9 protein-coding genes and 1 other RNA gene are annotated in these 11,544 nt (G+C 61.7%); 9 read left to right on the top strand and 1 reads right to left on the bottom strand.

What is annotated here, in order from left to right; all coding sequences use genetic code 11:
- Positions 1–340: 340 nt before the first annotated feature.
- Together AC07X6_RS07510 and AC07X6_RS07505 are read left to right on the top strand one after the other, a co-directional pair.
- Positions 341–1,438, top strand: coding sequence for a porin (locus tag AC07X6_RS07510; protein WP_230541488.1), 1,098 nt, complete (start codon positions 341–343; stop codon positions 1,436–1,438).
- A 150-nt stretch (positions 1,439–1,588) separates the two neighbouring features.
- Positions 1,589–2,128, top strand: a complete 540-nt coding sequence (locus tag AC07X6_RS07505; RefSeq protein WP_494790547.1) for a hypothetical protein — start codon at positions 1,589–1,591, stop codon at positions 2,126–2,128.
- A 72-nt stretch (positions 2,129–2,200) separates the two neighbouring features.
- Here the strand turns inward: AC07X6_RS07505 and AC07X6_RS07500 are convergent, their stop codons facing one another.
- A complete protein-coding gene (locus AC07X6_RS07500) occupies positions 2,201–3,904 on the bottom strand; it encodes a thiamine pyrophosphate-binding protein (protein WP_494790546.1) in 1,704 nt (567 codons plus the stop codon).
- Between the two features lie 235 nt (positions 3,905–4,139).
- Between AC07X6_RS07500 and rnpB the strand changes: the two genes are divergently transcribed.
- The 7 genes from rnpB (at position 4,140) to AC07X6_RS07465 (ending at position 11,544) form a co-directional block, all read left to right on the top strand.
- Positions 4,140–4,479, top strand: an RNA gene (gene rnpB / locus AC07X6_RS07495) — RNase P RNA component class A.
- A gap of 664 nt (positions 4,480–5,143) precedes the next feature.
- On the top strand, positions 5,144–5,572 hold the full coding sequence (gene mraZ / locus AC07X6_RS07490) for a division/cell wall cluster transcriptional repressor MraZ (protein ID WP_230541485.1): 429 nt from the start codon (positions 5,144–5,146) through the stop codon (positions 5,570–5,572).
- A gap of 9 nt (positions 5,573–5,581) precedes the next feature.
- The gene (gene rsmH / locus AC07X6_RS07485) at positions 5,582–6,553 is read left to right on the top strand and encodes a 16S rRNA (cytosine(1402)-N(4))-methyltransferase RsmH (RefSeq protein WP_494790545.1); all 972 of its coding nucleotides are present in this window, start codon (positions 5,582–5,584) and stop codon (positions 6,551–6,553) included.
- Positions 6,550–6,819 carry a cell division protein FtsL gene (gene ftsL, locus AC07X6_RS07480; RefSeq protein ID WP_010394930.1) on the top strand — a complete coding sequence of 90 codons (270 nt, stop codon included), beginning with the start codon at positions 6,550–6,552 and terminating at the stop codon, positions 6,817–6,819. Before rsmH ends, ftsL begins: the two co-directional genes overlap by 4 nt.
- Entirely contained in the window at positions 6,819–8,597 is a 1,779-nt protein-coding gene (locus AC07X6_RS07475; protein ID WP_152254313.1) for a peptidoglycan D,D-transpeptidase FtsI family protein, read from the top strand. The genes ftsL and AC07X6_RS07475 overlap by 1 nt, the downstream gene beginning before the upstream one ends.
- Before the next feature lie 8 nt (positions 8,598–8,605).
- Positions 8,606–10,114 carry a UDP-N-acetylmuramoyl-L-alanyl-D-glutamate--2,6-diaminopimelate ligase gene (locus AC07X6_RS07470; RefSeq protein WP_494790544.1) on the top strand — a complete coding sequence of 503 codons (1,509 nt, stop codon included), beginning with the start codon at positions 8,606–8,608 and terminating at the stop codon, positions 10,112–10,114.
- Positions 10,114–11,544, top strand: a complete 1,431-nt coding sequence (locus AC07X6_RS07465) for a UDP-N-acetylmuramoyl-tripeptide--D-alanyl-D-alanine ligase (protein ID WP_494790543.1) — start codon at positions 10,114–10,116, stop codon at positions 11,542–11,544. Before AC07X6_RS07470 ends, AC07X6_RS07465 begins: the two co-directional genes overlap by 1 nt.

The raw sequence follows: 11,544 nt of genomic DNA, 5'->3' as shown, positions 1-11,544 counted from the left end.
TCGCGTAGTACGGTTGGCGATGGTCGGGATGCCTGAAAAAGCCCTCGGCCTGGTACCGGAAGTAACATGTTGGAACTTGATGGAATGTGAAACGGTCGTTATAGTGCCGCTTCCGGTGCCCTTTGAGCACCGAACCGGCGCACGAAAATACGGTCGCTCTGCAGCCTTCAAGCTTATCGGTGCAATAGCGTGCCGATACCGATATGAATTGTTCCCCTGACCGGAACAGCAATGTGGCAGGTGGAGACCTTGCCCTCACTCATAAAAAGCGCTCTGCTAGAGCGCAGCTCGAGATGCATAGGCTGTATTACTTTTTGCTTCAAAATTAAAGGAAATCGCAATGAAAAAAACTCTGATCACCCTGGCAGTTCTGGCAGCAGCCACTGGCGTAGCCCAAGCTCAATCGAGCGTTGTTATCTACGGTACCGTTGACGCTGGTTTCGTCAGCGAGCGCGGCGGTGTTAACGGCAACGTTAACAAAATCGACAGCGGCGTAGCTTCGGCTTCCCGTCTGGGCTTCAAAGGCACCGAAGATCTGGGCAGCGGCCTGTCGGCACTGTTCGTTCTGGAATCGGGTTTCAACGTTGATTCCGGCGCGCAAAACGCTAACGAAGGCCTGTTCGGCCGTCAAGCCTACGTAGGCCTGAGCAGCAAAACGACCGGTACCCTGACCCTGGGTCGTCAATACACCCCTTGGTACAACACCCTGTCGAAAGTTGCTGATCCATTCGCAGTTGGCTACGCTGGTTCCGCTAAGAACTTGTTCCCAGCGAACACGACCCGTACCAGCAACACCGTAATGTACTCGTCGCCTAACTTCAGCGGCTTCGATGCTGACGTTTCGTACAGCGCTGCCAACAAAGGCAACGAAGATGCACTGTCGAGCAAAATCGGTCGTCAAATCGGCGCGTCGGTTGGCTACTCGAACGGTCCTTTGAATGCACGCCTGGCATACAACACCACGTCGAACGACGTAGCGAACAATGCTCACACCGCTGTTGTCGAAAGCGGTAGCGCACGCAACTGGCTGGTAGCCGCAAACTACGACTTCGCAGTAGCGAAAGCGTACGCTGCCTACGGCATCAACAAAGGTGCAAACAGCTCGCTGCGTAACAACGGCGACCTGAATGCATTCAACTACACCTCGGCTAAGACCAGCGATGACAGCACCACCGCCCTGATCGGCGCAACGGTACCAGTTGGTCCAGCCGGCACCGTGATGGCTTCGGTTATCCACGTGAACGACAAATCGGGCCTGAACGCCGATGCGAACCAGTTCGCACTGGGCTACTCGTACGCTCTGTCGAAGCGCACCAGCACCTACGCTTCGTACGCCAAGATCTCGAACAAAAACAACGCTGGCTACACCGTTGGTAACAACAGCAATGTTGGTACGGGCGACAAAGCCTTCAACGTTGGTGTTCGTCACTCGTTCTAATATTCGCGCAAGCGAAGCTTAGTACCGCTACGGCATCCCTTCGGGGATGCTGCAAGCAAGGAAACGCGCTGTCTGGCTTCGGCCTGGCGGCGCGTTTTTGCATGTGCGGCGCCAGTTATAATGACGCCGTTACTCAAGTAAAGGAATGCCATGTCTTCATACCCATCGCCGCGCCTGGCCGCCATGCTGGCCGCGCTGCTGTTCGCTGGCGCCGCGGGCGCCGTTGCCGCCGCCGTCAAGGGCAAGAAGCCGGCCGGACTGGAACGCTACGGCGTGGCCGTCTACTCGGATCTGTGCCTGCAAAAGGATAGCGGCGAAATCGGCGGCCAGCGCGTGACCCTGCACCGCTTTGCCGAGGCCGATTCCGTCATCTATGAATTCACGGCCGGCGCCCTGAGCTGGCCTATCGTGGCCAACGACGTCAACCTCGATGCCGCCACGGGCGCCTTCGACTTCACCATCGCCAGCGCCGACAGCGAGGAACGCACCATCGTCGGCAAGTTTTCCAAAGATGGTCAGACCCTGACCCTGGAAGGCGATTATTGCGGCGGCAATGTGCGCATGCCCATGAAGCTGAGCCGCGTGCGCGATTTCGGCCGTCCGCTGAAAAACTGCACGCCATGTCCGCCGCTGCCGGAAGCGCCAGCGCAGGTGCCGGCGCAAGACGGCACCGAGGCGCCTGCCGCCTGAGTTGTTGTGATTTGCATATGAAAAAGGCCCGGTATCGACCGGGCCTTTGCCATTTTCAGCCTTGCCAGTGGCTTATTTTGCCGCTTGCGCCTTTTCCGCATTCGCGCGGATGGTGGCCAGGGTCGCGTTCGGCGTGATCAGGTTGCCGTCGTAGCGCAGTTCGATCAGGGCCGGCAAGCTGTTGGTCCTGGCGTGCGCCAGCGCCCGTTGCAGGGCAGGGGCGAACTCTTCCGTTGTATTCACCACTTCGCCATGCGCGCCATACGCCTGCGCCAGCACCGCAAAATCCGGGTTGTGCAGGGTCGTGCCCGACACGCGGCCCGGGTAGTCGCGTTCCTGGTGCATGCGGATGGTGCCGAACATCTGGTTGTTGAAAACGATGATGACCACGCCCGCCTGGTATTGGACTGCCGTGGCCAGTTCCTGGCCATTCATCATGTACTCGCCATCACCGGCGAAGGTGATGACGGTGCGCTCCGGGTGCACGATCTTCGCCGCCACGCCCGACGGCACGCCGTAGCCCATGGCGCCATTCGTCGGCGCCAGTTGCGTGCGCATGCCGCCGTAGCGATAAAAACGGTGCGCCCACGAGGCGTAATTGCCGGCGCCATTCGTCAGGATGGTATCCAGGGGCGCCTGCGCCATGATGTCCTGCGTGACTTGCCACAGGTCCAGCGGCGCCTGGCCATCCTGGAAGATGGGCGGCTGCTCCTGGTAGGCGGCCAGCTCGGCTTTGGCTTCGGCCGGCGTATGTTTCCATGCGGAAGCATCGACGGGGGCCATGGCGGCCAGCATGGCGCAGACCTGCGGCATGCCGCTGTTGATCATCAGCTCAGCCTGGTAGACGCTGCCCAGCTCTTCGGCATCCGTATGGATGTGCACGAGGCGCTGGCGCGGCACGGGCGAGTCGAACAGGGTGTAGCCGCCCGTCGTCATTTCGCCCAGGCGCGGCCCGATGGCGATGACCAGGTCGGCATTTTTCACGCGCGCGGCCAGTTTCGGGTTGATGCCGATGCCGACGTCGCCGATGTAGTTCGGGTGTGCATTGTCGAGCAAGTCCTGGAAGCGGAAGGCGCAGGCGACGGGCAAGTGATTCGCTTCGGCAAACTGTTGCAGGTCGGCGCAGGCCTGCGGCGTCCAGGTGGTGCCGCCGAGCAACACCAGCGGCTGCTTGGCCGTCGCCAGCATGGCGCGCAGCTGCTGCAGTTGCGCATCCGATGGCGATGCCTGCACGGCTTGGTAGGCGCGCGTGTCGGCGACAGTCGCCATGGAAATGAGCATGTCTTCCGGCAAGGCCAGCACGACGGGGCCGGGCCGGCCGCTGGTGGCCACCTGGAAGGCGCGCGCCAGGTATTCGGGGATGCGCTCGGCGCGGTCGATCTGCGCCACCCACTTGGCCATCTGGCCGTACATGCGGCGGTAGTCGATTTCCTGGAACGCTTCGCGGTCGATGAAATCGTTGCCCACCTGGCCGATGAACAGGATCATAGGGGTCGAATCCTGGTAGGCCGTGTGCACGCCGATCGAGGCGTTGGTGGCGCCCGGTCCGCGCGTGACGAAGCAGATGCCCGGCTTGCCCGTCAGCTTGCCGTAGGCTTCGGCCATGAAGGCGGCGCCGCCTTCCTGGCGGTTGATGATGAAGCGGATGCCCGAATCGTGCAGGGCGTCGAGCACGTCGAGGTAGCTTTCGCCAGGCACGCCAAAGGCGGTGTCGACACCGTGGATCTGCAGGGCATCGACCAGGATCTGGCCGCCGGTACGGGGTTGTTGCGTCATGTTCGGCTCTTTATATTCTAGTGGGTGGCAAAGAAGTGGGGCAAGCGGTGCGCATGCGCCTGCATGCAAGCAGCTTGCCCCATTCTATGTGAGCCGATTTGGCCCGGCTTTTGAAATGGCGACACCGAATTACACAATCTCCCGGGCCGTGGCCCGATGAGGGGCCCGGCGAGCGGTGTCGTTCCTGCACAGGCCTTTTTGCAGAAACATGCTGCGGCGCGGTACAATGGCGGGTGAAGCAGGCCAGACAGTCGCTGGCCGGCGCAGCAATGCGCTGGCGGGAGGAAGGTCCGGACTCCATAGAGCGGGGTGACGGTTAACGGCCGTCCGCTGAAAGCCGCAAGGTATAAGGCGAGGAATAGGGCCACAGAGACGAGCGTATTAAGTTACGGTGAAACGCGGTAACCTCCACCTGGTGCAATTTCAAATAGGCACGCGATGATGCTGCTCGCGGAGCGTGCGGGTAGAAAGCTTGAGCGCCCGAGTAATCTGGCGCCTAGAGGAATGACTGTCATAGCGCCGACCTGCAAGGGAAGGCGCCGTAACAAAATCCGGCCTACCGGCCTGCTTCACTTGAATTCCTGCTTCCTGGCTTGCCAGGGAGTATCTCGGCCGCAGCGTTTTGCCAGCTGCGCGCCGCCCAAAAAAGCCCCCGCAACGGGGCTTTTTTTGTTTCTAAAAATATAGCAATCAAGATAAAGTTGTATATACAACTAAAGTGGACAATTGGTTAAAGTTTCTTGCTTCCAATTAATTGCTGCATTGCAAAAATAGTTTTCCCGCAGCAGGCCAGCCCCCGGAAAACAGGGCCGATGCGCGCCATGGGCGAATTTCTTTTGCTTTAAACCAAGTCTTTCGCTGGGACTGATTGCTGTTGTGCCTGGATGACGAAAGTATTGTCATGTGTCAACTAACTGTAAAAAATTCAATTTTCCGATTTCGTTTTTTTCGATGTTTACGGTAGGAAAACACATGTGTGCAGATGAGGTAGCACATTCACTATCTTTCATAAGTATCTAATTTATCGATATATTTTTATTTGAGACTCCTTCAACGATATGCGCTAAGTCCTTAATTTCATTAATAAAATTCCTGTTTTGCCAATCGGAAACCGCTTGACCACTATCTTTGCTTCCTCTAAAGTGGGCAACTGTGTGAAAAAGTGTGTTTTTGTGGGAAATTTTCCCTTTTCATCGTGATGCGCAAGCGTCGCAAGCCAAGCTCAAAAAAAGGTCTTCCGTGTTTCAAGGCGCGTCCGCAATCAATCTCGATGCCAAAGGCAGGATGTCTATCCCTGCCAAGCACCGTGACGCGCTGTCGATTCAATGCGAAGGCCGCTTGACCCTGACCAAACACCCCGATGGCTGCCTGCTGTTTTTCCCCCGTCCCGTGTGGGAAAGCCACCGCCAGCAAATCGCCGCCTGGCCCATGTCGGCGCGCGCCTGGCAGCGCATCTTCCTCGGCAACGCCGTCGACGTCGAGCTGGACTCGGCCGGCCGCGTGCTGATCTCGCCCGAATTGCGCAACGCCGTCGGACTGGCGCGCGAAGTCATGATGATCGGCATGGGCAGCCACTTTGAAATATGGGATGCCGCCAAGTTGGCCGACAAAGAACAGCAGGCGATCGATGCCGGCACCCCCGATGTACTTTCCAATTTTTCTTTCTAAGGCTCCGTAATGACACAACTCACGGTGCCGGAATTTCAGCATCGCACGGTGCTGCTCGATGAAGCGGTCGATGCGCTCGACCTGTCGGGCGACCGCGCGCACGGCATTTACGTCGATGGCACGTTTGGCCGCGGCGGCCATAGCCGCTTGATCCTGTCGCGCCTGGCCGCTGACGCGCGCCTGATCGGCTTCGACAAGGATTTGCAGGCCATCGCCACGGCCGAACAGATCGGCGACCCTCGCTTTGACATCGTCCATGACAGCTTTGCCACCATGACGGCCAGCCTGGCCGAACGCGGCGTGCAGCAGGTGGACGGCATCCTGCTCGACCTGGGCATCTCGTCGCCGCAGGTCGACGACGCGGCGCGCGGTTTCAGCTTCCGCAACGACGGGCCGCTGGACATGCGCATGGATACTACGCGCGGCATCTCCGCGGCCGAATGGCTGGCGGTGGAAACCGAGCAGAATTTAGAGAAAGTGATACGCGATTATGGGGAAGAACGGTTTGCTTTTCAGATTGCAAAGGCGATTGTTGCTGGCCGGGCAGTCCAGCCAATTTCAAGCACACGACAGCTTGCCGGCATCGTGGCAGGCGCCGTCAAGACCCGCGAGAAGGGTAAGGACCCCGCTACCCGCACCTTTCAGGCCATACGCATTTTCATTAACAAAGAGCTCGAGGATCTCGAGATCGGCTTGAACCAGGCATATGCCTGCCTGGCGCCCGGTGCGCGCATGGCGGTGATCAGTTTTCATTCGCTGGAAGACCGCATGGTCAAGCGCTTCTTCGCCTCGAAGGCGAACGTGGAGCAGCCTGACCGCCGCCTGCCGATCCGCGCGGTCGACTTGCCGCAGCCGGAAATGAAGCTGATTTCGAAGATGAAGCCGTCCGACGCCGAGATCGAGGGCAATCCCCGTTCGCGTTCGGCCGTGATGCGCGTGGCGCAGCGTTTGCCCATCCCAGTCAGTGGCGGCGCCCGATGACTGGCAAGCTGTGTGTCGTGCTGTCGGCCCTGCTGGTGTGCTGCGGCCTGTCGCTGGTGAACGCGCAGTACCAGTCGCGCCACCTGCTGATCGACCTGGAGCGCGCGCAAGCGCTGTCGCGCCAGCTCGACATCGACTGGGCGCAGCTGCAGCTGGACCAGTCCACCCTGGGCAAGCATGAACGCATCGAAGCGATTGCACGGCGTGACCTGAGCATGACGCCGCTGACGGCGGCGCGTACGCAATACCTGACGGAGGGCGAATAATGAAGTTGGGCGGTAACAGCAACGGCCGGGTGGCGGCATCGAAAGGCGTGCCATTCTCGAAGAACCCCGTACTGGCGGTGCGTCTGCCCGTCTGGCGTTCGCGCGTCGTGCTGTTCCTGCTGTTCTTCGCTTTCGCCGGCCTGGGCGCGCGCGCCCTGTGGCTGCAGGGCGTGTCGACGCAGTTCCTGCAAAAACAGGGCAAGGCGCGCTATGAGCGCACCTTGGAATTGCCCGCCACGCGCGGCAAGATCACCGACCGCAACGGCCAGGTGCTGGCGTCGTCCGTCCCCGTGAAAGCCATCTGGGCCATTCCCGACGACGTGCTGCAGGCGTCGCCCGAGAAAATCAATGCGCTGGCCGGCCTGCTGGAAATGAACGTCAATGAATTGCGCAAGAAGCTCGATTCGGACCGCAGCTTCGTTTACCTGAAACGCCAGGTCGAGATGGACGTGGCCGACAAGATTTCCAAGCTGGGCATCGACGGCATCGACGAGCGCAAGGAATACAAGCGCTTTTATCCGCAGGGCGAAGTGATGACCCACGTGGTGGGCTTTACCAACGTGGAAGACGTGGGCCAGGAAAGCATGGAACTGGCGCAGCAGAAAACCCTCGTCGGCACCACCGGCAGCCGCCGCGTGATCAAGGACCGCCTGGGCCACATCGTCGAAGACATCGGCTTCATCCACGAACCGCATGACGGCAAGGACCTGACCCTGTCCGTCGATAGCAAGATCCAGTACATCGCCTTCACGCAGCTGAAGGAAGCGGTGGAAAAATTCAATGCCAAGGCGGGCGGCGCCGTGGTGCTCGACGTGCACACGGGCGAAGTGCTGGCCCTGGCCAATTACCCGAGCTACGACCCGAACGACCGCCGCAAGCTCACGGGCCAGCAGTTGCGCAACCGCGTGATGACCGATACTTTTGAGCCCGGTTCGACCCTGAAACCGATCACGGTGTCGCTGGCGCTCGACACGGGCCGGGTCAAGCCGACCACCCTGATCGACACGGGCCCGGGCCGCTATACCATCGCCGACCGCACGATCACCGACACCAAGCCGCACGGCGTGATCAACGTCTCCGAAATCATCGAGATGTCGTCGAACATCGGCACCTCGAAGATCGCGCTGGGCATGCCGTCGCAGGAAATGTGGGAAATGTTTACCAAGGTGGGCTTCGGCCAGCAGCCGAAATGGGGCTTCCCCGGCGCCGTGGCCGGCCGCGTGCGTCCGTATAAATCGTGGCGCCCGGTGGAACAGGCGACCATGAGCTACGGTAACGGTATTTCCGTGTCGCTGATCCAGCTGGCGCGCTCTTATATGATGTTCGCGCGCGACGGCGACACGATTCCCCTGTCGTTCCAGAAGGTCAATGAACTGCCCGTGGGCCAGCAGGTGATCAAGCCGAAGACGGCCGCAGAAATGCGCGCCATGCTCGAACTGGTGGTCTCCGGCGCGCACGGCTCGGCCAAGCGCGCTCAGGTTGCCGGCTACCGCGTGGGCGGCAAGACGGGCACCGCCTATAAGGTGGAAAACGGCCGCTATGCGATGCCGCGCAAATACATCGGCTCTTTCGTGGGCATGGTGCCGATGTCGGCACCGCGCTTCATCATTGCCGTGATGATCGATGAACCGACCGGCCCCGCCCACTATGGCGGCCAGGTCGCCGCTCCCGCTTTCGCGGCGATTGCGACCAACGCGCTGCGCGCGATGAACGTACCGCCCGATTCCTCCGTTACCGAAATCGTGGTCCCGGCCAATGCCGGCCCGGAGGCCATGTGAAGTCACTCATGACCATACAAGACATCAGTTTGTGGATCAAAACGGCTGCCCCGTCGGGGCAGCTGACGTCCGATTCGCGCCGCGTGCAGCGCGGCGACGTATTTTTCGCCTACGCGGGCGCCACACATTTCATCGACGCCGCCATCGCGCAGGGCGCCGCCGCCATCGTGCATGACGCCGTGGAATGGAACGCCGCATGGACCGTGCCGCATCTGCTGGTCAGCGACCTGAAACGCCTGGCCGGCCCCGTGGCGCATGCTTTTTACGATATGCCCGACAGCGCCATGTTCAGCGCCGGCGTGACTGGCACGAATGGCAAGACCTCGTGCGCGCTCTGGCTGGCGCAAGCCCTGGCGCGCCTGAGCGAAACATCGTCCGTCATCGGGACCTTGGGCGTGGGCCTGTGCAAGCCGCGCGGCGCCATCGAATTCGACGTCACCGGCTACACCACGCCCGACGCCGTGCTGCTGGCACGCAAACTGGCCGTCATGCGCGACGCTGGCGCCAAGGCCGTTGCCATCGAAGTGTCGTCGATTGGCCTGGACCAGGACCGCGCGTCTGGCATGCATTTCGATGTCGCGATGTTTACCAATCTGACACGCGACCACCTCGACTACCATGGCGACATGGCGGCCTACGAGGCGGCCAAAGTCAAACTGTTCGACTGGCCCGGCCTGAAAACGGCTGTCATCAACCTGGACGACCCCATGGGCCTGCGTCTGGCGGCGCACGTGGACGGCAAGCTGGCCGGCGAATATCCCGTCATCGGCTACACCTTGCAAGATGCGGCGGCCTTGCCCGACTTGCCGAGTGTGCTGATGCTGCGTGCCAGCCAGTTCCGCACCCGCAATGCCGGCACCGACTTCCACCTGGAGTGCGCGCTGGGCGTGGCGCTGGTCAAGACGCAGTTGGTGGGCCATTTCAATATCAGCAACGCGTTGGCCGTGCTGGGCGCCTTGCTGGCGCACGGCACCGGCCTGCGCGCCGCCATCGACGGCATCGAATCGCTGCAGCCGGCCCCGGGCCGCATGCAGCAGGTGGGTGGACAGGAAGCGCCGATGGTCGTCATCGATTACGCGCATACGCCGGACGCGCTGGAAAAGACCCTGGCCGCCTTGCGCCAGGTGGCGCAGGAGCGGGGCGGCCAGTTGTGGTGCGTGTTCGGCTGCGGCGGCGACCGCGATCCGGGCAAGCGTCCGCAGATGGGCGCCATCGCGCAGCTGGCCGATCACGTGCTCGTCACCAGCGACAATCCGCGCAGCGAAGACCCGCATACCATCATCGCGCAGATCGTCGCAGGCATGCGTGCCGACGGCCCGCAGCCGCAAGCCATCGAAGACCGCGCCGCCGCCATCCTGTCGGCCATCAAGCATGCGGCCAAGCCGGACGTGATCCTGTTGGCGGGCAAGGGCCATGAGCCGTACCAGGAAATCAAGGGCAAGAAGCTGCCGTTCTCCGACGCCGACCATGCGCAGCTGGCCCTGTCCGCGCGCCTGACCATGATGAGGACGAACTGATGCGCGGCACCCTGACAGAACTGATGCCGTCGCTGCAAGGGTCGCAGCTCACGGGCGACGCCGTTTTTGACGGCGTTTCCACCGACAGCCGCAGCGCCCAGGCCGGTTCGCTGTTCGTCGCCCTGCGCGGCGAGAGTTTCGACGCCCACGATTTTCTTGAACAAGTGGCCGCCAGCGGCGTCGCCGCCGTGGTGGTCGAGCGCCTGCCCGCAGGCTGGGACAGCGGCAAGGTGGCGGCCATCGTGGTGCCCGATACCCTGGCCGCGCTGGGCCGCATCGCCAACCACTGGCGCGGCCGTTTCAATGTGCCCGTTATCGGCGTCACCGGCAGCAACGGCAAGACCACCGTCAAGGAAATGATTTCATCGATCCTGGCGGCGGCCTTTGGCGAAGAAGCGCGTCTGGCCACGCGCGGCAACCTGAATAATGAAATCGGCGTGCCATTGACCCTGTTCCGCCTGAGTGGGCAGCACAAGGCGGCCGTCATCGAGATGGGCATGAACCATCCGGGCGAGATCGCGCGTCTGGCCGCGATTGCCGCGCCGACCCTGGCGATGGTCAACAACGCGCAGCGCGAGCACCAGGAATTCATGCATACGGTGGAAGCGGTGGCGCGCGAAAACGGCGCCGCGCTGGCGGCCCTGGGCGATGACGGCGTGGCCGTCTTCCCGCATGGCGACGAATTCACGCCCCTGTGGCGCGAGCTGGCCGGCGCGCGTGCCGTCATCACCTTCGGCCTGTCGAAGGACGCCGACGTGAGCTGCACGCACCGCGCGGCCGAGGATTTTGGCAGCGACTTGTTCGTGAGCGTGCGCGCACAGGATGGCAGCTTGCGCCAGTTTTTCGTCGGCCTGCAGGCGGCGGGCGACCACAATGTGCGCAATGCGCTGGCCGCGGTGGCATGCGCCGTCGGCGCCGGCATCGCCATCGAACATATCAAGCAGGGCCTGGAGGCGTTCGCGCCGGTGAATGGCCGCCTGCAGAAAAAACGTGCCGCCAACGGCGCCACCATCATCGACGACACGTATAACGCCAATCCGGATTCGGCGCGCGCGGCCATCGACGTGCTGGCGCAGGCAGCAAAACCGCGCATCCTGGTGCTGGGCGAGATGGGCGAAGTCGGCACGCAGGGGCAGCAGTTCCACGAAGAGATCGGCGCCTACGCCGCCGCCAAAGGCATTGAATACGTGCTGGCGACGGGCGGCCTGGCGCGCCATCTGGTGAATCCGGCGCAGGCTGCCGCAAGCCAGGAATCAGGCACGGTCGTGGAGTATTTCGAACAGTTCGACGGCTTGCTGGCGGCGCTCGATGCGCGTCTGTCCGGCCGTTCGGATGCAACAGTATTAATCAAGGGCTCCCGCTTCATGAAGATGGAACGGGCCGTGCAGCATTTGATTGGTTCAAACAACAAAAACAAGGAAGCTCACTAA

Source organism: Janthinobacterium sp. GW460-12-1-14-LB5 (assembly GCF_059423585.1).
Note: the sequence above shows the minus strand (reverse complement) of the source record. Positions and strands in the feature narration are given on the sequence as shown.

Coding starts and splice junctions, on each gene's coding strand:
- AC07X6_RS07510 (WP_230541488.1), top strand. CDS start 341: ATGAAAAAAACTCTGATCACCCTGGCAGTTCTGGCAGCAGCCACTGGC.
- AC07X6_RS07505 (WP_494790547.1), top strand. CDS start 1,589: ATGTCTTCATACCCATCGCCGCGCCTGGCCGCCATGCTGGCCGCGCTG.
- AC07X6_RS07500 (WP_494790546.1), bottom strand. CDS start 3,904: ATGACGCAACAACCCCGTACCGGCGGCCAGATCCTGGTCGATGCCCTG.
- rsmH (WP_494790545.1), top strand. CDS start 5,582: ATGACACAACTCACGGTGCCGGAATTTCAGCATCGCACGGTGCTGCTC.
- ftsL (WP_010394930.1), top strand. CDS start 6,550: ATGACTGGCAAGCTGTGTGTCGTGCTGTCGGCCCTGCTGGTGTGCTGC.
- AC07X6_RS07475 (WP_152254313.1), top strand. CDS start 6,819: ATGAAGTTGGGCGGTAACAGCAACGGCCGGGTGGCGGCATCGAAAGGC.
- AC07X6_RS07470 (WP_494790544.1), top strand. CDS start 8,606: ATGACCATACAAGACATCAGTTTGTGGATCAAAACGGCTGCCCCGTCG.
- AC07X6_RS07465 (WP_494790543.1), top strand. CDS start 10,114: ATGCGCGGCACCCTGACAGAACTGATGCCGTCGCTGCAAGGGTCGCAG.